Here is a 20581-nt window from a genome sequence, read left to right on the forward strand (position 1 = left end):
GCGCGCCTGGTCCCGCGCAGCTACCGGGGCTTGCCCTGCTGCCGGACCTCCGCCGGCGCGGTCATCGGGTCAGCTCGCGCAGCTCCCGGTCCAGCGCGTCCTCCCGCTCGGGCGCCATGTCCTGCGACTCCGACGCCTTGGCCGGGCGCTCGAACTTGTAGCCGACGTTGCGCACGGTGCCGATCATCTGCTCGTACTCGGGGCCCAGCTTGGCGCGCAGCCGCCGTACGTGCACGTCCACCGTGCGGGTGCCGCCGAAGAAGTCGTAGCCCCAGACCTCCTGCAGCAGCTGAGCGCGGGTGAACACCCGGCCCGCGTGCTGGGCGAGGAACTTGAGCAGCTCGAACTCCTTGTAGGTCAGCTCGAGCGTGCGCTTGCGCAACCGGGCGGTGTAGGTGGCCTCGTCGATCACCAGGTCCCCGACCCGCAGCTCGGACTCCGGCTGCGTGGTCACGCCCTCCCGCGTGGTGGCCAACCGCAGCCGGGCGTCCACCTCGGCCGGGCCGGACGACGGCAGGATGACGTCGTCCACCCGCCACTCGCCGTTCACCGCCACCAGGCCGCCCTCGCCGACCACGGCGATGACCGGCACGGTGTCGTCCTCGGTCGCCCTGGCCAGCAGGCGGCACAGGCTCTTGGCCGACGCCAGGTCGTGCCGCGCGTCCACCAAGATCACGTCCCGGTGACCGCCGTCGAGCAAAGCGGTAACCTCGGGCGTGCGAACCCGGACCGTGTGGGGAAGCAGGCCAAGAGCAGGCAGGACCGAATTCACCGAGGACTCGTTGGTGAGCAGGAGCAGGTTCAGGCTCATCGCCTCGCACCGCCTCATGTCGTGCCGGACCGAACGCGCCGAGCTGGATTCGGCTGATACCTGAGAATAACCGCTGAATGATGCCGGATCAGCCCCCTGACGTCGGCATCACAGTTGCTTACCTGGGAAAAACGCGCTTGTCACATGCCGTTAACACGGCGGGATTGGAGCAAGGGTGACCGACCGAGACCGACGCGCTGCGCGCACCGGCCAGCCCCGGCGAGGGCGCAAACCCCGTCGTCGTGGCCGGGTTCTGCTGGTCACGCTGCTGGTCGTGTTCGGGCTGCTGGTGGCGGCCGACTTCGGTCTCGCCGCGTTCGCCGAGCACACCGTGTCGCAGAAAGCGCGAGAAAAATTCGGTTTGCGCGACGATCCCGCGGTGAACGTGCACGGTTTTCCGTTCACCACCCAGGCGCTGACGGGCGAATACGATCGCATCACCGTCGAGGCGCAGGGAATCGCCGTGCGCAACACGCTGCGCGATCTGACGCTGCTGGCCGAGCTGCGCGAGGTCACCGCGCCGCTTTCCGATTTGATCGACGGCCGGACCGACTCCATGGTGGTCGGCGACCTGGAAGTGGTGGCCAAGATCAGGCAGGCAGACATCGGCCGGCTCACCCGGCTGCCCGACTTGACCATCGAACCGGCCGCGCTGCGCTACGTGGAGACCGGCGACGAGGAGGACAAGGTCAGCATCGACGAGCTCGACGAGCAGCGCGACGCGATGGACGAGTTCCCGCCGCAGGCCGGGGTGCGGCTGGCCGCCACCACACAGATCTCAGGTCGTGAGACGCAGATCGTGGTGTTGGGCATCATCGAGTTGAGCAGCAAGGCGGTGCGCATCATCCCGAAGCGGCTGGAGTTCCAGCAGGGCAGCGAGGTCATCACGGTGCCCGATCAGGTGCGGGAGGCGTTCCTGCCCCGGTTCGACCGGACCATCCAGCCGGGCAGCCTGCCGTTCGGCGTGCAGCCGGGCGGCGTGGCGGTGGAGAACGGTGCGCTGCTGGTGCAGGGCAAGGCCAAGGACGTGCGCTTCGACCAGGGGGTGCCGTTCCACGGATAGCCGGGAGGACGGATGACGGGCCTGGTGGTGACCGCCGCGGTGTTCGCCGCCGGCCTGGTGATCGGGCTCGTCCTCCGTGGCCGTGAGGGCAAGGTGCGCAGCGGGAAGCAGCGAGCGGGACTTCCGGCCCCGGTGGCGGAATCACTGGGGCCCGGTGTGACGCTGGTGCAGATCTCCACGACGTTCTGCGCGCCGTGTCGGCACACCCGGGCGCGGCTGAGCGCACTGGCCGAGCGACAGGAAGGGCTGCGCCACGTCGACATCGACGTCACCAACCAGCCGGAGGTCGCCCACGCGCTCGGCGTGCTGCGCACCCCGACCACCATCGCCTACACCGCATCCGGCACGGAGATCGTGCGGGTTTCCGGCCTGCCGGAGACCGACAGCCTGCTCGCCGCCCTACGGCCGCACCTGGCAGCCTGATCCATTGCACGACCGACTGCAGGACCCGGCTGCCGGAGACCGAGAGCCCGCACACCACACGACAGCCCCGCCCGGCAGCCCCAACCCCACGACACAACCGACCCACCGCACGACCAGCTGCCAGACACCGACAACCCACACACCACACGACAACCCCACCCGGCAGCCCCAACCCCACGACACAACCGACCCACCGCACGACCAGCTGCCGGAGACCCAGAGCCCGCACACCGCACGACGCCCCCTCCCGTCACCCCAGCCCACTGCATCACCCTGCATGCCGGAGACCGACGACCCCTCACCACGTGACCACCCGCCCGCCATTCGGCCGACCCGCCGCGGCCGGGCGTCCACATGGTGGACACCGCTCCCATAACCAGGGAAAACGCCGTAGCGTCGGGGCATGTCCACCAGCCAGCAGATCGATCCCCGCGGCCCGCGATTCGCCGCCGGGATCACCACCGTGGTGCTCGCCGTCGTGTTGATCACCAGCTGGTGGCCGTTGCTGGCCGCGCAAGCGGTGGTGTTCGCCGCGGGCGCGTTGTTCGGCCTCCGGTTCTCGCCGTATGGGGCGCTGTACCGGGTCGCGGTGCAGCCGCGCCTCGGTCCTGCCACAGAACGAGAGGACGAGGCCCCGCCGCGGTTCGCGCAAGCGGTCGGGTTCGTCTTCGCCGTGACCGGGGTGATCGGCTACGCCTCCGGGTTGACCACGCTGGGGATCGTTGCCACGGCTGCCGCGCTGCTGGCGGCGCCTTTCTCAACGTGGCATTCAATTTCTGCCTCGGTTGCGAGGCCTACCTGCTGATCAAGCGCCTCGGCCGGCCGGCCGGCACGCAAACCACCTGATTCGCAGCCTGGGAAAGGGAGCAGTTATGAGCCGCGAAGACGTCCTGGTGTCCACCGCGTGGGCGGAGGAGAACCTGGACACGCCCGGCATCGTGTTCGTCGAAGTCGACGAGGACACCTCCGCTTACGACAAGGGACACATCCGCAACGCCGTCAAGATCGACTGGAAGAACGAGCTGCAGGACCCGGTCCGCCGTGACTTCGTGGACAAGGCGGGCTTCGAGAAGCTGCTGAGCGAGAAGGGCATCGCCAACGACGACACGGTCGTGCTCTACGGCGGCAACAACAACTGGTTCGCCGCCTACGCCTACTGGTACTTCAAGCTGTACGGCCACGAGAAGCTGAAGCTGCTCGACGGCGGCCGCAAGAAGTGGGAGCTGGAGGGTCGCGAGCTGGTCACCGAGGTGCCGCAGCGGCCGCAGACCAGCTACGTGGCCAAAGAGCAGGACCTGTCGCTGCGGGCCTTCCGGGACGAGGTCGTCGAGGCGATCAACCAGAAGAACATCGTCGACGTGCGCTCGCCGGACGAGTTCGCCGGCAAGCTGCTGGCGCCTGCCCACCTGCCGCAGGAGTCGGCCCAGCGTCCCGGTCACGTCCCGTCCGCGGTGAACGTGCCGTGGGCCAAGGCGGCCAACGAGGACGGTACGTTCAAGTCGAACGAGGAGCTGAAGCAGATCTACACCGAGGCGGGCCTGGACCTGAACAAGCCGACCATCGCCTACTGCCGCATCGGTGAGCGCTCCAGCCACACCTGGTTCGCGCTGCACGAGCTGCTCGGCCTGCAGGACGTCAAGAACTACGACGGCTCGTGGACCGAGTACGGCTCGCTGGTCGGTGTGCCGATCGAGACGGGAGCCAACTCGTGAGCGTGCAGGTGGACAGCGGCTGCGCCGCCCCGGCGCAGGAAGCCACACCGGACGACTTCGACACCCGCGGCCAGGTGGTCATCGCGGGCACGGTGACCGCAGGCGGCCAACCGTTGCCGAACGCCTACGTGCGGCTGCTCAACGCCGACGGCGAGTTCGCCGGTGAGGTGCAGGCGTCCGAGCAGGGCGAGTTCCGCTTCTACGCCGCGGCGGGCAAGTGGACGGTGCGGGCGTTGCACGCCGAGGGAACAGGTGAGGCCGCAGTGGAGACCGACGCGCCGAAGTTGTACCGGGTGTCGGTGTCCGTCTGAGACCACCTGACGCCCCGTTCTTCCTTCCGGATGTTTCCCCGGTGCCGGTTCGGCACCGGGGAAACGCGTTTTTCGGGGCCTCAAGCGGTCGTACCTGGACCGCCGCCCGGCAGGCCGCACCTCGCGGCCGCCGCACCGCTCCGGGCGGCGTACGGCGCAACTGGCCGGAGCCGCCCCTGTCCTCAGACGAACTCGTGCCGGACGATGGTCTGCTCGCGGCCGGGTCCCACGCCGATGGCCGACACCCTGGCCATGGCCAGCTCCTCGATCCGCTCCACGTAGCGCTGCGCGTTCGCCGGCAGTTCCTCGAACGTCCGGCAGCCCGAGATGTCCTCCTGCCAGCCGGGCAGCTCCTCGTAGACCGGCACGGCGTGGTGCACGTCGGTCTGCGTCATCGGCATGTCCTCGGTGCGGAAGCCGTCCACCTCGTAGGCCACGCAGACCGGGATCTTCTCCAAGCCGGAGAGCACGTCCAGCTTGGTCAGGAAGTAGTCGGTGATGCCGTTGACGCGGGTGGCGTAGCGCGCGATCACCGCGTCGAACCAGCCGGTGCGACGCTCCCGCCCGGTGGTGACACCGAACTCGCCACCGGCCTTGCGCAGGTGGGCGCCCATCTCGTCGTGCAGCTCGGTGGGGAACGGACCGGAGCCGACCCGCGTGGTGTAGGCCTTGAGAATGCCCAGCACCGTGGTGATCCTGCTGGGCCCGATGCCGCTGCCCGCGCACGCGCCGCCCACCGTCGGGTTGGACGAGGTGACGAACGGATACGTGCCGTGGTCGACGTCCAGCAGCGTGCCCTGCGACCCCTCCAGCAGCACCGTCTCCCCAGCCTCCAGCGCCTTGTTCAGCTGCAGCCGGGTGTCGGCGATGCGGTGCGCGAACTGCTCCCCGATGGCCAGCACCTCGTCGGCCACCTGGTCCGGGTCGAGCGCCCGCCGGTTGTAGACCTTGACCAGGATCTGGTTCTTCACCTCGAGCGCGGCCTCGACCTTCTGCCGGAAGATCTTCTCGTCCAGCAGGTCCTGGACCCGCACCCCGACCCTGGCCACCTTGTCCTGGTAGCACGGGCCGATGCCCCGACCGGTGGTGCCGATCTTGCGCGAGCCCAGGTAGCGCTCGGTGACTTTGTCGATCGCCACGTGGTACGGCATGATCAGGTGCGCGTCCGCGGAGATCAGCAGCTTGTCGGTGTTCACCCCGCGGGCTTCCAGCCCGGCCAGTTCGTCCAGCAGCACGCGCGGGTCGACCACCACGCCGTTGCCGATGACGTTGGTGACGCCCGGGGTGAGGATCCCGGAGGGGATCAGGTGCAGTGCGAAGTTCTGCCCGTCCGGCAACACCACGGTATGACCAGCGTTGTTGCCGCCCTGGTAGCGGACGACCCACTGCACGCGATCGCCCAGCAGATCGGTGGCTTTCCCTTTGCCTTCGTCGCCCCACTGGGCACCGATCAGCACGATGGCCGGCATGTGACACTCCTGGTATTGCGGTGAACGTCCTGCGGGCGCAGGTTTGCGCGGGAAACCGCCGGTGCGAGGGTATCGGAGGATGGCCTGGTGTGCGGCACGACGTTGGTTTGCGGTGACCTATCCGACCCTCCTGCTGCCCCCGACGTCGTCCGGGTGCCCGCCCGTCCCGGCAAGAAGCACGTGGACGAGGTCCTGCAGCGCAGCAAGCGGGTCATCGTCGTCGGCGACGACGCGGATCTCGCCGCGGTCGTGGTGCGCATGCTGCGCAGGGAAGTCCTGAGTTCGGTAGCCGTGGGATACGTGCCCGCAAGCGCGGAGTCAGCGGTCGCCGCGCTGTGGGGCCTTCCGCACGATCCGGCCGAGGCACTTCGGATCGCCACCTACGGTGAGCCACGGCCGATGACGCTGGTGCGGGATGACACCGGCGGGGTGCTGCTCGGACGCGGCCTGGTCGAAGCGGTCGACGGCGAGGCGTACTGCGACGACGTGCTGGCGCTGCGGGGTGCGGCCCGTCGTATCGAAGTGCGGCCGGACCCGGCGGGTGTCGCGGTGCGGGTGACCCACGGTCGGTTGCTGCGCAAGACGGCGACCTTCCGCGGCCGGGCCTTCCAGTACGGCGGGCGGGTGCCGGTCCACCCGGTGACCGACGGGGTCCGTCGTGACCGGCCACTGCGCCGCTGGACCGTGTACCGGCACACCGAGGATTTGCTGGCCGTCCGGCCGTGACCGGCCGATCGTCGGGCCGGAACTTCGGGCGATATGCGCGTTCTGTACACGGCCAAGCGGGTGTAGTTATCACCAAGAAGAGAATTCGTCACACTTTCAGGTAGCGCACACCGGCACGAAGCGTCACGTTCCCTCTGTCTGGCCCACGGCAGAAGGGAACCGGCATGTCCTTCACGTTTCGCCGCGCACTGACCGTTCTCGGCTCGACCGCGCTGCTCTCCACCGGAGTCGCGGCCACGTCATCCGGTTCCGCGATCGCGGAGCCACCCAACATCCCGGATCCGGCCACCGCCGCCTCGATGCTCTCCCAGCTGACCGTTCGGCCGGACGGCTCGCAGGACGGCTACGACCGTGACAAGTTCCCGCACTGGAGCAACCAAGGCAACTCGTGCAACACGCGCGAGGTCGTCCTGCGACGCGACGGAACCAATGTGCAAGTCGGCGACGATTGCTATCCGATCTCCGGCAGCTGGTACAGCCCATTCGACGGGGCCACCTGGACCGACCCGTCGGACGTCGACATCGACCACATGGTGCCGCTGGCGGAGGCGTGGCGCACCGGCGCTTCCCACTGGACCCAGGCCGAGCGGAAAGCGTTCGCCAACGACCTGAACAGCCCGCAGCTGATCGCCGTCACCGACGACGTGAACCAGTCGAAGGGCGACAAGGGCCCCGAGGACTGGAAGCCACCGTCACAGAGCTACTGGTGCACGTACGCGCGGATGTGGATCGGGGTGAAGTACAAGTACGACCTCACCACGTCTTCGAACGAGAAGGCCGCGCTGAACGACATGCTCGACCGGTGCTGATCGGGAGAGCGGGTCCCTGGACGCGTCACCGAGCCGATCGCGGCAGGCCGCACCGGCCACCACCGGCCGAGCGGCCGGTGCGGCTGTTCGAACGGTGCTGCATGCCCGCCCGGATCGCCACGTGAGACCGGGACCGAGCGCCGAAGAGCGCCGGCCAGCCAGCGCCGCTCCGCGGCAGTGCTACTTCTTCAGCCCAGTGGCCTCCACCGCCGCCGGGTCGGAGTCGGCCAGGAACTGCAGGCACCGTTCGTATTCGTCGGTCTCTCCGATCCGCTCGGCGGCTCGCGCCAGCGCCGCCAGCGAGCGCAGGAAGCCCTGGTTCGGCCGGTGCTGCCACGGGATCGGGCCGTGCCCCTTCCAGCCGGCCCGCCGCAGCTGGTCCAGACCGCGGTGGTAACCGGTGCGGGCGTAGGCGTACGCCGTCACGTTCTGGCCCGCGGCCAGGGCTTCGTCGGCTAGTTGCGCCCAGGCCTCGCTGAACTGCGGGTGCTCGGCGGCGACGTCGGCGGCCGGGGTGCCCGAGTCGAGCGCGGCCTCGGCGGCGGGATTGCCGGGCAGCTGGATCGGCTCCGGTTCGAGCAGGTTGGTCATGGCGTCATGGTGCCAGGTCATGGTGCCAGGTCAGAGAACCAGGCTGAGCAGCGTACTGCCGCCCGCGGCGACCAGAAGCACGACCATGACCAGAGCAATCGCACGTTTCGACATCATCACTGCCCATCATGACCGGCCGGGGCGGAGCTGGCGGCTCGGCTGATGCGAACGGGCCGGCCGAGGCGCTGAACGGCCGGTGGCTGCTCAGCCGAGCACTACCCGGCCAACCGCCCATCGCGCGCAACGGACCACGTGCCTGCACCGGATGCGGCGCTGCCGGTAATGGTCGAAGCCCGGCCGACAACGGGAGCACCGGCCGGGGTGTCGGGCTGTCGGGCTGCACAAGAAAACCGGCCCAAGCGCCATGCGCACCACAACCCGGCCACACAAGAACCAGTCGCCCCGCCACGCCAGCCAAGCAACCCCCACACCCACGCCACCCGGACAAGACCGAGCGCGTCGCGCCCACCCACACACAAAAGACCGGCCAACGATGCCCTCACGGCACCGGCCAGGCGAAACCGCACACACCCGTCGGCCTGTCGCCCCCAGGCAAGGCTCGTACGCACCCGCATCCAACCACCAACGCCCACCCAACGAGGCCGAGCGCACTCAACCTCCTGACACAAGAAGACCGGCCGCTAGCGCCATGCGCACCACAACCCGGCCACACAAGAACCAGTCGCCCCACCACGCCGACCAGGCACGCCGCACCCCCACGCCACCCGGACAAGACCGAGCGCGTCGCGCCCCCCACACACAAAAGACCGGCCGACGATGCCTCGTGGCACCGGCCGGCCGGTCTGCTGCCAGCGGAACGCGGATCAGCTCATCTTCTTGCCCGCGGACTTCAGGTGCTCGGCCGCCTGGACGACGCGCGCCGCCATGCCTGCCTCGGCGGCCTTGAGGTAGGACCGCGGGTCGTACACCTTCTTGTTGCCGACCTCGCCGTCGACCTTCAGCACGCCGTCGTAGTTCTTGAAGAAGTGGTCGGCGATCTGCCTACTGAACGCGTACTGGGTGTCGGTGTCGATGTTCATCTTCACCACACCGTAGGAGACCGCCTCGTGGATCTCCTCCAGCGACGACCCGGACCCGCCGTGGAAGACCAGCTGGAACGGCTTCGACCCCTCCGGCAGGCCCAGCTTCTGGGCGGCCACCGCCTGGCCGCGCTTGAGCACCTCGGGGCGCAGCTTCACGTTGCCCGGCTTGTACACGCCGTGCACGTTGCCGAAGGTCGCCGCCAGCAGGTAACGGCCCTTCTCACCCGCGCCGAGCATTTCCACGGTGCGGACGAAGTCGCCTTCCGAGGTGTACAGCTTCTCGTCGATCGCCGCCGAGATGCCGTCCTCCTCGCCGCCGACCACACCGATCTCCACCTCGAGGATGATCTTCGCGCGCTTGGCCTGCTCCAGCAGCTCGGCGGCGATCTGCAGGTTCTCCTCCAGGTCGATCGCCGAGCCGTCCCACATGTGCGACTGGAACAAGGGGTTCTCGCCCCGGTCGACCCGCTCCTGGGAGATCTGGATCAGCGGGCGGACGAACTTGTCCAGCTTCTCCTTCGGGCAGTGGTCGGTGTGCAGTGCGACGGTGACCGGGTACTTCTCGGCCACCACGTGCGCGAACTCGGCCATCGCGACGGCGCCGGTCACCATGTCCTTGACCTTCTGGCCGGAAGCGAACTCGGCGCCCCCGGTGGAGATCTGGATGATGCCGTCGGACTCCGCCTCGGCGAACCCACGCAGAGCCGCGTTCAGGGTCTCCGAGGACGTCACGTTGATCGCCGGGTAGGCGAATCCCCCTTCCTTCGCGCGGTCCAGCATCGCGGCGTAGGTTTCCGGGGTTGCGATGGGCATCGGCGCTCCTTGTGCTCGCGGTATCAAGCCTGGTCCAGGGCCCATCCTACGGACGGGACACGGGCCCGTACCACAAGCGGTCTGCCCCTGTGGGCAGTCTCCTGTTAGGCTCGGCTCGACCTACTCTCCGGTAGCTGCTGCGAGGAGGTGCCGTGGCCGGCAACCCGTTCACGTCCAGGTCGCTGAGGAACAGGGTCGTGCTGATCACGGGAGCCGCCAGGGGCATCGGCGCCGGGCTCGCCGAGCGCTTCGCGGCGCGCGGGGCCAAGGTCGCGCTGCTCGGCCTGGAGCCGGAGGAACTGGCCGCGGTGGCCCGCCGCATCGGGCCGGACGCGGCGTGGTGGGAGGCCGATGTCACCAGCTGGCAGGACCTGGAGAAGGCCGTTGCCGAGGTCGTGCAGCGGTGGGGCGGCATCGACGTCGTGGTGGCCAACGCCGGCATCGCCAGCACCGGATTCGTGCGGTCCGTCGACCCGGTGGCGTTCGAGAAGGTCATCGAGGTGAACCTGCTCGGCGTCTGGCGGACGTTCCGCGTCGCGATGCCGCACGTCATCGAGCGCAAGGGCTACTTGCTGGCCATCTCGTCGCTGGCCGCGATCGCGCACGCCCCGGGGATGGCCAACTACGCGGCGTCGAAGGCCGCCGTCGAGGCGTTCTGCAACAGCCTGCGTGCCGAGCTGCGGCACCTGGGGGTGCGGGTGGGGGTCGCGCACCCCACCTGGATCGGCACCGACCTTGTCACCAGCGCCGACCGGCACCCGGTCTTCGGCAAGATGCGCGGGCGGATGCCCGCCTTCCTCGGCAAGACCTATCCGCTCGAGGTCGCCCTCGATCACCTCGAACGCGGCACCTTGCGCCGGGCACGCACCATTCACGTGCCGCGCTGGGTGGGTGCCATGAAGCTGCTCCGTTCGCTGCTGCCGCCGTTGATCGAGATCGGCAGCGGGCGAACCGGCGTGGCCCAGGCCGATGCCGAAGCGATGCGGGACATCGCCACCAGGGGCGCACGGGAATCCGCGGTGGTCGGCCCGGGCGCGCGAGCGGCGCTGGAGAAGTCCGACCAGGCCGGCTAGCCGAGCTGCACCGACCGTTTCGCCAGGCCGTACCAGAAACCTTCGATCGCCGTCCGCGCCACGCCTGCCTCTTCGCCTGCGCCGAGGCTGACGAACAGCGGCGCGAAGTGCTCGGTGCGCGGGTGGGCTCTGCCGGCGGCCGGCGCTTTGTGGTGGAAGTCCAGCAAGGCGTCGACGTCGCCGGTGGACAGCACCTCGTTGCCCCAGTCGTCGAACTCGACCGACCAGGACGGCGGGGGCGCGTCGGCGGGGCCGGACATCGGGTTCATCTCGCGCAGGTTGTGGGTGAAGAAGCCGCTGCCCACGATCAGCACGCCGGCATGCCGCAGCGGCGCCAGCCTGCGGCCGATCTCGTACAGCTCGCGCGGGTCGAGCGACGGCATGGAAATCTGCAGCACCGGAACGTCCGCCTGCGGGTACATCTCCATCAGCGGCACGTAAGCGCCGTGATCGAGCCCGCGGTCCGGGGCGTCCGCGGTGGGATAACCGGCGCCGGCGAGCAGTCTGCGTACCTCGGCAGCCAGCTCCGGAGCGCCAGGGGCCGGGTATTGCACGTCGTAGTAGCGCTGCGGAAAACCCCAGAAGTCGTACACCAAGGGGCGGGTGGAGGTTGCCCCGATGGTCAACGGGGCGGCTTCCCAGTGCGCCGAGACCACCAGAACGGCTCGCGGCTTCGGTAGCCGCGCGGACCAGGCGGCCAGCTCGGCCGGCCAGACGGGATCGTCCGCCAGCGGCGGTGCGCCGTGGCTGAGGTAGAGGACCGGCATCGGTTGGCTCATGCCGTAGGGAACCCTTTCGGCGACGGAGCTATTCCTGGGGCCAGGTCGGCCGGGGAGTCCTGCTGCCGGGGCGCCCGGGCGAAGAGAATTCCCTCGGCCGGTGGGCCGCATCTCGGTAGCGTTCGGCCCATGCAGACGGTCACGCTGGCCCAGCGCCCCGAGCTCGCCGACAGGCTGTGGGACTTCCCCGGCGTCTGGGGGGAGTTCATGTACCAGGACCGGACCGCCGACCTGTACTACGACACCTGCGTGCGGCTGTATCCGGAGTACGTGATGCTCGCGCTGGACGGTGACCGGCCGATCGCCCGCTCGTTCAGCGTGCCGCTGGCCTGGGACGGTGATCCTGCGGCCGGGCTGCCCGAGGACGGCTGGGACTGGGCGATCCGGCAGAGCGTGCAGACCCGGTTCTCCGGCAGCAACCCGAACCTGGTGTGTGCACTGGAGATCAGCGTGCAGGCCGACCACCGTGGCAAAGGGCTGTCCGGAGTCATGCTGGAGGCCATGCGACGCAACGTCGCGGCTCTGGGCTTCACCACCCTCGTCGCCCCGGTCCGTCCCAGCGGCAAACACCAGCGCCCGGACGAACCGATGACCAGCTATGTCGCGCGCACCCGCGACGACGGGCTCCCGGAGGACCCGTGGCTACGGGTGCACGTGCGGGCAGGCGGCACGGTGGTGAACATCGCCCCGATGTCCATGCAGATTTCCGGGACGGTGGCGCAATGGCGTACATGGACCGGCTTGCCGTTCGACCACCGGGGTCCGGTGCACGTGCCCGGGGCACTCGTCCCGGTGTTGTGCGAACCGGACCACGGCTATGCCACCTACGTCGAACCGAACGTGTGGGTTCTGCACCGGATCACCTGATGATCATCGGCGCGCCCTGCGGGCCGCTCCGGCTGGCATCCGCGCGAACGCCGCTCTTCGGAGCTGGTCACCCACCGGGCGAGGTCGGCGATCTCGCAGCGTCTGCTTCAGCGCTGCCAGCAGGCCGTCAGCTGTGAATGGGAGCCGACGTCCATCCCGCAGCACCCGTCGGTACGGCCGATCCCGGGGCACCCCCTCAGCACAGCCCATCCCACGGCATCCCGTCGGCACGACAACATCCCGTGGCACCGCGTCAGCGCGGCCGATCCCACGGCACCTCCTCAGCACAGCCCATCCCGCGGCACCCCGTCAGCACGACCCATCCCGCGACACCCCCTCGGCACGACCTATCCCACGGCACCCCGTCAGTACAGCCCATCCCCCGGCACCCCCTCAGCACGACCCATCCCACGGCACCCCGTCAGCGCGGCCGATCCCGCGGCGCGCCGTCGGCGCGGTCCGCCAGGTACTCGGCTGCGTGGATGTTGCCGGACGGCCCGCAAATCCCGTCCCGCTAGCTTCGATGCCCCGATGCGCTCCGGTGCGGCCTGGCAAGGAGGCCACGACAATGACCGCCGCTCCCCGTACCGCCCCTGCAGGCCGGCCATCGCCCGGCTGACCAACCCGCCTGACCACCGCCGCTACCCCCGGGCGAGGTCGGCGAAGCGGGAGTAGTGGAGCTGGTGGGCGACGGTGACGGTGGTGGTGGGGCCGGCGCGGTGTTTGGCCAGGATGAGGTCGGCTTCGCCGGCGCGCGGGTCGTCGCGTTCGGTGGCGTCTGGCCGGTTGATGAGCAGGACGATGTCGGCGTCTTGCTCGAGCGCGCCGGATTCACGCAGGTCGGCGAGCATGGGGCGCTTGTCGGTGCGCTGCTCCGGGCCACGGTTGAGCTGGCTGATGGCCACCAGGGGCACGTCGAGTTCCTTGGCCAGCAGTTTGAGCTGGCGGGAGAACTCGGAGACTTCCTGCTGGCGGGATTCGACCTTCTTGCCGGAGGTCATCAGCTGCAGGTAGTCGAGCACGATGAGTTTGAGGTCGTGCCGCTGCTTGAGCCGCCGGGCCTTGGCCCGGATCTCCATCATGGTCATGTTCGGCGAGTCGTCGATGAACAGCGGCGCCTGGGAGATCTCGGACATGCGGCGGGCCAGGCGGGTCCAGTCGTCGTCGGACATCCGGCCGCTGCGCATGTCCTGCAGGCGGATCTTCGCCTCGGCCGAGAGCATGCGCATGACGATCTCGGTGCGGCTCATCTCCAGCGAGAAGATCACGCTGGTCATGCCGTGCTTGATGGAGGCGGACCGGCAGAAGTCCAGCCCGAGGGTGGACTTACCGATACCGGGTCGGGCCGCCACGATGATCATCTGACCGGGGTGCAGGCCGTTGGTGACCTCGTCGAGGTCGGTGAACCCGGTGGGCACCCCGCGGGCCAGGCCGCCCTCGGAAGCAATCGCGTCGATTTCGTCCATGGTGGGCTGGAGCAGGTCCTCCAGCGCCACGTAGTCCTCGCTGGTGCGGCGTTCGGTGACTTCGAAGATCGCCGCCTGGGCCCGGTCCACCACCTCGTCCACGGCCGCGCCCTGGGCGTCAGCGGCGCCGTAGCCGTACTGCACGATCCGGGTACCTGCCTCGACCAGCCTGCGCAGCACCGCCTTCTCGGCCACGATCTGCGCGTAATAGGCGGCGTTGGCGGCCGTAGGCACGGTGGCGATCAACGTGTGCAGATACGGGGCACCGCCCACGCGGGCCAGCTCGCCGCGGCGCTCCAGCTCCGCCGACACCGTGATCGGGTCCGCCGGCTCACCCCGGCTGTACAGGTCGAGGATGACGTCGTAGATCGCCTGATGCGCGGGACGGTAGAAGTCGGCAGGCCGCAGCACCTCCAACACGTCGGCAATGGCGTCCTTGGACAACAACATCCCCCCGAGCACCGACTGCTCGGCCGCGATGTCCTGCGGTGGTTGCCGGTCGAACCCGCCACCCGGGGTGGAGGACGCCGGAGCGGACCCGGTGAGTGCCGGACTGCGGTCGTCGGTCAATGCCACCGCCGCTGAACCTCCCCGTCTCGAACACTCGTTCGATTCCCAGTATGCCGCACGAATCCCCCTGCCGCGGGCAGGCTGCGGTCGTGTCGGACCACGAATCGGCGACCCGCCGTCCGCCGGGGTGGCGCCGCCCGCCCCGGCCACGGTGACTCGGCCGCAGGTCGACGCTCACTTTTGTCGGGTTTGACGGGTCTTTCGCCGCAGCTGCCGGCGGCGCGGACGTTGGCACGCTAAACCGCTCCGCGCACCCCTGCCAAATCGGCCTGGGGATGAATTGTGGATGACCTGTGGACTACTTGGGGGCAACTGTCCCCAGTCGCTCACAGGAGCCCGCGAGGCTGTGGACAACTTGGGGACAACTATCCCCCATGTGGGAAAAACCGCAGGTCAGACCCTGTGGATAAGTTGTGGATAAGATTGTGATCAGACGTTCGGCGTGTCGCGGCAAAACGTCATCCCGGGCGTGTCGCGCTTCCCGGCGGCCGGCACGCGTCACGGCCGCCGTAGCCAGCCGTGCCGCGGCCGGCCCGCATGATCGACGTCTCGCCGATCCGGCGGATCCGGTCGCCCAGCTCCCTCATCGTCGTCGGATCGAACCCGCCACCGTCGAGCTCGGACAGCAGCAGGCTCAACGTGCGCACCACGCCGGGGTTCACCTCGGCGATCCGGGCGAACAGCTCGCGATCGCGGTCGATCGCATCGTTCACGGCTGCTCCGCACACCCGGGATCGGGGCGAACCTGGTGGATCGGCGCGCCCGGCCACAATCCGCACCTGGCGCAGGGGTAGTGCGGATATCGCAGTTCGTAGGGGTGCGCGATGTTCCGCCATTGCTCCTGGTGGGGTAGCGCTTCGGCATGTCGGTCAGGACGGGCCGATGCTGCGGCGCGGGGTCAGCTTGGCGTGATGTGACGGCCATGCCGTGATGAAACCGCGACTGTCGCTCGGCGGGACTGCCGATCCGGCGAATTCTGGGAATATTCGCTTCCGGAATATTCCTATCCGGAACAGCTGCGGATCAGGGCTTGCCATGCGTCGGCGAGGATGGTCTCCACCGCGGAGCGCCGTGGGTGCCAACCCAATTCGCGGCGTATCCGTGAACTGTCGGCCAGCAACACTGCCGGCTCGTCCACCGGGGCCCGTGCTTCACCCGCACCGGGCGGCCATTGACCTCTTCTGCGATCTTCACCAACTTGGCGAGTGATGTGCCGCGCCCGCTTCCGACGTTGTACGTCCGCCACTTACCGGGAGTACATGATTCCAGCGCGAGCACGAACGCGTCTGCCATGTCAGCGACATGCACGAAATCTCGGACGACCATGCCGTCACCATTGAGAGTCAGCTCCGGTGCGATGCCGGCTTGCACCGCGACGATCCTCGGCACGATCCGCGTGTTGTCCTGGTCCGATGCGCCGTGCGCAGCTCCGGCGACGTTGAACGCGCGAAGCGCTACGGCGCCGATCGCGCCGGTAGCGGTGCAGCCGGCAACGATGTGGTCTGCGGCGAGCTTGCTCGCGCCATACGGATTTGCCGGCACGGTGGGCGAGTCCTCCGTCACTGGCTGCGGGACGTTCGTCCCGTAAACAGCGGCAGTCGAGGCGAGTACCAGCCGTTTCGGCGTTGCCGGACTCGCTGTGGCGAGCAATGCCGATACGACGTTGAAAGTTCCACCGACGTTGACTGCCCAGTAGTCGGATGCGGCGGATGCTGACTCGCGCGTTCTTGTCAGAGCAGCCAGATGACAGACGGCGTCGACGCCGGCGACTGCTGCACGGACAGCGTCGGAATCGCGCACATCGGCGACAGGCCCTGACAACTGGCCGCTGCGTCGCGCCATTGGGACGACGTCGTGACCTGCCTTGGCCAAGGCAGCCACAACCGCCCTGCCGACGAAACCGGTTGCGCCGGTGACCAGTACTCGCACGCCTCAAGCTCCCAGCAATCGGTGCCGATGCTCCCAGGCCAGCGTGAGGCACGCGCGCGCAATCGGCGACAGTGGCTCGTCACGCAGCCGCTGGATCGAGTCCGAGGTGAACGGGATGCCCACGGTCGGCCGGCCTGCCGCTGTGCCCACCGCGGAGCCTTCGTCGTTCCGGGCGACCATGGTGGCGAAGAGACGGTCGAAGACCGCCCCTTCGATCACCGCGACGGTGAGAAATTCGATCCACAACGTCAGTGGTTCCACCACCAGGGCGCAGACGAATACGCGGAAGTCCCCGGCATCGCGAGCGGCCATGAATGACTTGAACGGATCACTGTTCAAGTAGTCGACGGGGTCCACCGAGTTTTCGTCGTGCTCGGGGTTGCCCAGAAATTCTTCCGAGTATTCGCGTTGAATGTTTCGCCAAATGGAAAAATCGTTGGCCTGATGGGCGGGGGCCAAAGCCGCGGGCTGGAACATCCCGGCGGGGATCACGTGGTACATGCCACCGGCCGCAGCGACCGACTTGGCGTCCCTACGGTGCAGGTAGATTCGGTGGCCGTCGATCGGGTCTCGTCTGATCGTCAGGGTGTTGATGCTCGGCATGACTGGCCGAGCCGCCAGGTCGAACGGGTCGGCGACATGGCGACGCAGGGTCAAATCGGCAAAGCTCGGACGTCCCCGCCCAGCGCGCAACCACGCATCGGCGAACTCGTGAGCTACCGCCTCATGCACATCGAGCACATCGAAGTAGCACGTGTAGCCGAACTCGAAGACGCCTTTCCCTGCGGACCACCTCGCATCCAGCAAACGGTATCCGAAGCGGTTGTCGAGCAATCTGGGGCGGGCCAGATCACGCAGTGCCAACGAATAGCGGCGGTATCGCGCACCAGTTGCCGTGAGCGGGCGAACGTGGGCGGTTTGCTCGATGCTTCCGGTGATCGCCGGGATTGGCATCCGATCGTCCGGTCGCCAGGTCAATCGGATGTCGGCCAGCTCCACCGGCTCGCCCGGTGTCCAGTCGTCCCTGGTAAGAACCGTCGTTCCGGGTATACGAGCAAAGCCGGGGTACAAGTCGGCCGCGAGATCGCTCAACGTGACCCGGTGCGCGTTGAGTTCGGAACGTACGACCCGCCAAGCTTGCTGGCTCTCCCATTCCGAGCCCTGCAGGTCGCTGATCTGTCGTGGATCCGGAACGGAGTCCGCGCTGCAGTCGGGTAGAACGCCGAAATGCTCCGGCGGGATGCTCACTTCGCGAAGCTCGTCGAGCTTCAGCAGGATGTCACCGTTCTCGATCTTCGAAACCCTCGACTGTGTGGTGTGCAGAAGCTCGGCCACCTCTGTCTGGGACAGTCCGCGCTCCTGGCGGAACCAACGGATGACGTCACCAGCATTGGACCCGTCCGGTGGCGCGTCCGAAGATCCGGCTACATACAGCCACCGACCGGTGTCCTGTGCCACGCCTGCCTCCCTTCTGCCAAATCACAGTTTGCCGGGAAGCCTGGCACCTTCGTGCCCGCTACAGCCTGCACAGCGACATCGGACTGCCGATGGTTCCGATAGTTCATCATCCGACGCGTCCGGCACTACCCGGACGCCCGGTTGACAAGTCGGCCGTGATGGCGCGTCCAAGGAGACTGGTGGGTGCAGGTCGGACGGACGTTGCAAGTGTGCTTGGCGAGGCCGTACGTGGTGTGCGATCGCGGCCGATCGCATCGTTCACGGCTTCTCCGCACATCCGGGATCAGGGCGCACCTGGTTGGTCGGAAGAAAGGATCCCACTCCGTTGCGTATCGGATCACCGGCCATTCCAACCTCTCCGCCCCAACCATTCCGCTGGTCGCTGACGAGATCCGTGCCGAGCTGGCCCAGCACGATCCCGCCACGCTGGTCGGGGTGAGCTGCCTCGCGCGTGGCGCGGATCAGGTGTTCGCCCGCGTCGTCCTGGAGTAGGGCGGCAAGCTCGAAGTCGTCCTGCCCGCCGCCGACTACCGGGAGCGCAAGGTCAAGCCGGACAACGCCGCCGAGTTCGACGAGCTGATCGGCAAGGCCGACAAGGTCCATGCCATGCCGTTCCAGCAGTCCAACCGCGAGGCGTACATGGCCGCAAGTGAGCACGTGCTCAGCAATGTGGATGTCCTGATCGCAGTGTGGGACGGCGAGCCGTCAGACGGCTACGGAGGAACCGCCGACGTGGTCACTGCTGCTCGTGCACGCAGCATTCCGGTCACTGTGATCCGGCCGGAGGGTGCAGCCCGCGAGTGATGCCAAGCAGGCCAGGCGCCGATGATGGCCCGTCGCAGCACCGGCCGACGGAGCGGCCGGATGCAGACATTGGAAAACCCCGTGGTGCTGCCAGGTCGGGGGTCCGCCAGCATCACGGGGTCACCTGGGCTATCGGCGCCCACATACAGCGTGTTACAGATTTCCCCGACTGTGACATGAATCACTCACCGGTCGATAGACAGCGCCAGAAATATCCCTTTACGTCCAGTTTTACCTGGTCATTGCGGGGTAACGCGCAGGTAATCAATCGTCCGGCCGGTTCAACAGGTACTGGCCGAAGTGCGGCACCGTGAACGCGATACGGCCACGCTCGGCGGAGTACACCAGGCCCTTCTTCATCAGGCTGTCTCGCGCCGGCGACAGCGACGAAGGCTTCCGGCCGAGGTAGACGGCGACGTCCGCGCTGCGCGCCGACTCGTCGCGACCATTGGTCAGTTCCGCCATGGCCAGCAGGTACTCCCGTTCCGCCGGAGTGGCCCGCTCGTACCGGGAGCCGAAGAAGCCGACGGCGAGCTCGGCTTCCGCTTCCGGCGCGGAGACCTCGACGTCTTCGGGACCGATCGGGTCGGTGGGGGCAGCATCCCAAGCAGCCTTGGCATAGGCCTGGATGAAGTACGGATAGCCGCCCGACGCTTCGAACAGGGCGTCCAGTGCTTCCGGTTTGATGCCCGCGCCTTCTCGTTCGATCGGCACCCGGACCGCCTGATCGGCGTCTCCGCGTTCCAGCCGGTCGATGCGCGTGTACCGGAAAAGCCGCTCGGAGTAGGACTTCGACGCGGACAGGACCGTGGGCAGATGCGGCAGGCCGGCGCCGACGACGACCAGAGGAGCACCGGACTGCGACAGCTCGTGGCACGCCGCGCACAGCGCGGACACGTCCTGCGGCTGCAGGTCCTGCATCTCGTCGATGAGCAAGGCGACGCCGGTACCGACGTCCGCGGCGAGCTCGGCCACGTCGGTGAACAGTTCGACCAGGTCGATCTCGATGTCTCCGGAATCGGCACGTCCCGTCGCTGCCGGTACGTCGATGCCGGGCTGCCAGCGATCACGCAGCTTGGCGTCCGGCTTGCTGGCGCGTAGCGCGAAGGCCTTGAGCACGCCAAGAACTTCGTCCACGCGATCGGGTGCGCGGTGGCGGACGGCCAGGTCCCGGATCGCCCGGTGCAGCGCGGCGGAAAGCGGCCTGCGCAGCTCGGAGTCCGGGCGCGCTTCGATCTTGCCGGTGCCCCAGCCGCGCCGCATCGCCATCGAACGCAGCTCGCCGAGCAGGACGGTCTTGCCCACGCCGCGCAGTCCGGTGAGCACCAGGCTGCGCTCCGGGCGTCCGCGCGCGACTCGTTCCAGCACGACCTCGAAGGCATGGAGCTCGCGCTCCCGTCCGGCGAGCTCGGGAGGGCGTTGCCCCGCACCGGGAGCGAACGGGTTGCGAACCGGGTCCATGCCCTAGAACAGTATCCGCATCTCTAGCGCAGACCCGATATTGCGGCATACAAGGCTACGGCGTGTCGAGGCGCCGCCCGCGGCCTCCGAGGACCGACACGTCGGCCAATGGCGCTTTCTACGGCTCTATATGTCTCGCGCTAGATAAGGCAATAGAACACGAGCGGCGACCCCATGGAAGCCGGGTCGGCGAGGACGAGTAGTGCACAGTATTCGACCTTCTACTATTCGACGAATAGATGGGTATACATCGACAGAGTGCGGTGTCGCGCCTTGTACGGCTCTCTAGGACGGAGCCAATACGGCCACATATTCGCCTAGGCACCTGGGGGACGGGCCACGGTTCCTGCGGCTCGCCTGTGGAACTCATCGGCGTCGCGCCGCCGGACGTGGTGGGCGAGTA

The 20581-nt window shown here is 68.2% G+C and carries 20 protein-coding genes and 1 pseudogene; 10 read left to right on the plus strand and 11 right to left on the minus strand.

Annotation, left to right across the window (positions count from 1 at the left end):
* Positions 1–61: 61 nt before the first annotated feature.
* The gene (locus YWY_RS20705; RefSeq protein WP_038044669.1) at positions 62–811 is read right to left on the minus strand and encodes a winged helix-turn-helix transcriptional regulator; all 750 of its coding nucleotides are present in this window, start codon (positions 809–811) and stop codon (positions 62–64) included.
* A 175-nt stretch (positions 812–986) separates the two neighbouring features.
* Between YWY_RS20705 and YWY_RS0106865 the strand changes: the two genes are divergently transcribed.
* The 5 genes and pseudogenes from YWY_RS0106865 (at position 987) to YWY_RS0106885 (ending at position 4320) form a co-directional block, all read left to right on the plus strand.
* On the plus strand, positions 987–1874 hold the full coding sequence (locus tag YWY_RS0106865) for an LmeA family phospholipid-binding protein (RefSeq protein ID WP_169725223.1): 888 nt from the start codon (positions 987–989) through the stop codon (positions 1872–1874).
* A 12-nt stretch (positions 1875–1886) separates the two neighbouring features.
* The gene (locus YWY_RS0106870) at positions 1887–2297 is read left to right on the plus strand and encodes a TlpA family protein disulfide reductase (RefSeq protein ID WP_028847002.1); all 411 of its coding nucleotides are present in this window, start codon (positions 1887–1889) and stop codon (positions 2295–2297) included.
* A 403-nt stretch (positions 2298–2700) separates the two neighbouring features.
* A pseudogene (locus tag YWY_RS20710) lies at positions 2701–3143 on the plus strand (DUF4395 domain-containing protein).
* Positions 3144–3169: 26 nt separating this feature from the next.
* A complete protein-coding gene (locus YWY_RS0106880) occupies positions 3170–4009 on the plus strand; it encodes a sulfurtransferase (RefSeq protein ID WP_028847003.1) in 840 nt (279 codons plus the stop codon).
* Between the two features lie 8 nt (positions 4010–4017).
* Positions 4018–4320 carry a DUF1416 domain-containing protein gene (locus YWY_RS0106885; protein WP_156899139.1) on the plus strand — a complete coding sequence of 101 codons (303 nt, stop codon included), beginning with the start codon at positions 4018–4020 and terminating at the stop codon, positions 4318–4320.
* A 182-nt stretch (positions 4321–4502) separates the two neighbouring features.
* On the opposite strand, the gene YWY_RS0106890 is transcribed toward YWY_RS0106885, so the two are convergent.
* Positions 4503–5789 carry an adenylosuccinate synthase gene (locus YWY_RS0106890; RefSeq protein ID WP_028847005.1) on the minus strand — a complete coding sequence of 429 codons (1287 nt, stop codon included), beginning with the start codon at positions 5787–5789 and terminating at the stop codon, positions 4503–4505.
* A gap of 87 nt (positions 5790–5876) precedes the next feature.
* On the opposite strand from YWY_RS0106890, the gene YWY_RS0106895 reads away from it, so the two are divergent.
* Positions 5877–6515 (plus strand): hypothetical protein, encoded by a 639-nt coding sequence (locus tag YWY_RS0106895; RefSeq protein ID WP_028847006.1) that lies wholly within the window; start codon positions 5877–5879, stop codon positions 6513–6515.
* A 164-nt stretch (positions 6516–6679) separates the two neighbouring features.
* Positions 6680–7324 carry an HNH endonuclease family protein gene (locus tag YWY_RS0106900; protein WP_038044670.1) on the plus strand — a complete coding sequence of 215 codons (645 nt, stop codon included), beginning with the start codon at positions 6680–6682 and terminating at the stop codon, positions 7322–7324.
* Positions 7325–7504: 180 nt separating this feature from the next.
* On the opposite strand, the gene YWY_RS0106905 is transcribed toward YWY_RS0106900, so the two are convergent.
* Both YWY_RS0106905 and fbaA read right to left on the minus strand, forming a co-directional pair.
* A complete protein-coding gene (locus YWY_RS0106905; RefSeq protein ID WP_028847008.1) occupies positions 7505–7915 on the minus strand; it encodes a DUF3151 domain-containing protein in 411 nt (136 codons plus the stop codon).
* Positions 7916–8739: 824 nt separating this feature from the next.
* Positions 8740–9771, minus strand: coding sequence for a class II fructose-bisphosphate aldolase (gene fbaA, locus YWY_RS0106915; protein ID WP_028847009.1), 1032 nt, complete (start codon positions 9769–9771; stop codon positions 8740–8742).
* A gap of 152 nt (positions 9772–9923) precedes the next feature.
* Here fbaA and YWY_RS0106920 point away from each other — a divergent pair, with 152 nt between their 5' ends.
* The gene (locus tag YWY_RS0106920) at positions 9924–10844 is read left to right on the plus strand and encodes an SDR family oxidoreductase (RefSeq protein ID WP_028847010.1); all 921 of its coding nucleotides are present in this window, start codon (positions 9924–9926) and stop codon (positions 10842–10844) included.
* Here YWY_RS0106920 and YWY_RS0106925 read toward each other — a convergent pair.
* Positions 10841–11623 (minus strand): dioxygenase family protein, encoded by a 783-nt coding sequence (locus YWY_RS0106925; RefSeq protein ID WP_028847011.1) that lies wholly within the window; start codon positions 11621–11623, stop codon positions 10841–10843. The two genes, YWY_RS0106920 and YWY_RS0106925, sit on opposite strands and share 4 nt — an antisense overlap.
* Before the next feature lie 129 nt (positions 11624–11752).
* On the opposite strand from YWY_RS0106925, the gene YWY_RS0106930 reads away from it, so the two are divergent.
* Positions 11753–12490 (plus strand): hypothetical protein, encoded by a 738-nt coding sequence (locus YWY_RS0106930; RefSeq protein ID WP_028847012.1) that lies wholly within the window; start codon positions 11753–11755, stop codon positions 12488–12490.
* A gap of 641 nt (positions 12491–13131) precedes the next feature.
* Here the strand turns inward: YWY_RS0106930 and dnaB are convergent.
* The 5 genes from dnaB to YWY_RS24885 all read right to left on the minus strand — a co-directional run bounded on the left by dnaB (position 13132) and on the right by YWY_RS24885 (position 18516).
* Positions 13132–14532 (minus strand): replicative DNA helicase, encoded by a 1401-nt coding sequence (gene dnaB, locus YWY_RS0106935; RefSeq protein ID WP_028847013.1) that lies wholly within the window; start codon positions 14530–14532, stop codon positions 13132–13134.
* Positions 14533–14984: 452 nt separating this feature from the next.
* Positions 14985–15239, minus strand: a complete 255-nt coding sequence (locus tag YWY_RS0106940) for a hypothetical protein (RefSeq protein ID WP_028847014.1) — start codon at positions 15237–15239, stop codon at positions 14985–14987.
* A 310-nt stretch (positions 15240–15549) separates the two neighbouring features.
* The gene (locus YWY_RS23620; protein ID WP_084609062.1) at positions 15550–16455 is read right to left on the minus strand and encodes an NAD-dependent epimerase/dehydratase family protein; all 906 of its coding nucleotides are present in this window, start codon (positions 16453–16455) and stop codon (positions 15550–15552) included.
* Between the two features lie 3 nt (positions 16456–16458).
* Complete coding sequence (locus YWY_RS20715; RefSeq protein WP_084609063.1) at positions 16459–17913, minus strand: helix-turn-helix domain-containing protein; 1455 nt, start codon at positions 17911–17913, stop codon at positions 16459–16461.
* Positions 17914–18171: 258 nt separating this feature from the next.
* Positions 18172–18516, minus strand: a complete 345-nt coding sequence (locus YWY_RS24885) for a hypothetical protein (protein ID WP_342665097.1) — start codon at positions 18514–18516, stop codon at positions 18172–18174.
* 3 nt (positions 18517–18519) lie between these two features.
* On the opposite strand from YWY_RS24885, the gene YWY_RS24890 reads away from it, so the two are divergent.
* Positions 18520–18717, plus strand: coding sequence for a hypothetical protein (locus tag YWY_RS24890; RefSeq protein WP_342665098.1), 198 nt, complete (start codon positions 18520–18522; stop codon positions 18715–18717).
* A 264-nt stretch (positions 18718–18981) separates the two neighbouring features.
* On the opposite strand, the gene YWY_RS0106960 is transcribed toward YWY_RS24890, so the two are convergent.
* A complete protein-coding gene (locus tag YWY_RS0106960) occupies positions 18982–20178 on the minus strand; it encodes an ATP-binding protein (RefSeq protein ID WP_028847016.1) in 1197 nt (398 codons plus the stop codon).
* Positions 20179–20581: the final 403 nt, after the last annotated feature.

It is taken from the genome of Thermocrispum agreste DSM 44070 (genome assembly GCF_000427905.1).
Classification (GTDB): Bacteria; Actinomycetota; Actinomycetes; order Mycobacteriales; family Pseudonocardiaceae; genus Thermocrispum; species Thermocrispum agreste.

Bases quoted from the DNA above. Each gene is read 5' to 3' on its own strand.
- YWY_RS0106930 (WP_028847012.1), top strand. From the start codon at position 11,753: ATGCAGACGGTCACGCTGGCCCAGCGCCCCGAGCTCGCCGACAGGCTG.
- YWY_RS0106925 (WP_028847011.1), bottom strand. From the start codon at position 11,623: ATGAGCCAACCGATGCCGGTCCTCTACCTCAGCCACGGCGCACCGCCG.
- YWY_RS20705 (WP_038044669.1), bottom strand. From the start codon at position 811: ATGAGCCTGAACCTGCTCCTGCTCACCAACGAGTCCTCGGTGAATTCG.
- YWY_RS0106960 (WP_028847016.1), bottom strand. From the start codon at position 20,178: ATGGACCCGGTTCGCAACCCGTTCGCTCCCGGTGCGGGGCAACGCCCT.
- YWY_RS0106905 (WP_028847008.1), bottom strand. From the start codon at position 7,915: ATGACCAACCTGCTCGAACCGGAGCCGATCCAGCTGCCCGGCAATCCC.
- YWY_RS0106870 (WP_028847002.1), top strand. From the start codon at position 1,887: ATGACGGGCCTGGTGGTGACCGCCGCGGTGTTCGCCGCCGGCCTGGTG.
- YWY_RS24885 (WP_342665097.1), bottom strand. From the start codon at position 18,516: ATGGACCTTGTCGGCCTTGCCGATCAGCTCGTCGAACTCGGCGGCGTT.
- YWY_RS0106900 (WP_038044670.1), top strand. From the start codon at position 6,680: ATGTCCTTCACGTTTCGCCGCGCACTGACCGTTCTCGGCTCGACCGCG.
- YWY_RS0106890 (WP_028847005.1), bottom strand. From the start codon at position 5,789: ATGCCGGCCATCGTGCTGATCGGTGCCCAGTGGGGCGACGAAGGCAAA.
- YWY_RS0106880 (WP_028847003.1), top strand. From the start codon at position 3,170: ATGAGCCGCGAAGACGTCCTGGTGTCCACCGCGTGGGCGGAGGAGAAC.
- fbaA (WP_028847009.1), bottom strand. From the start codon at position 9,771: ATGCCCATCGCAACCCCGGAAACCTACGCCGCGATGCTGGACCGCGCG.
- YWY_RS24890 (WP_342665098.1), top strand. From the start codon at position 18,520: ATGCCGTTCCAGCAGTCCAACCGCGAGGCGTACATGGCCGCAAGTGAG.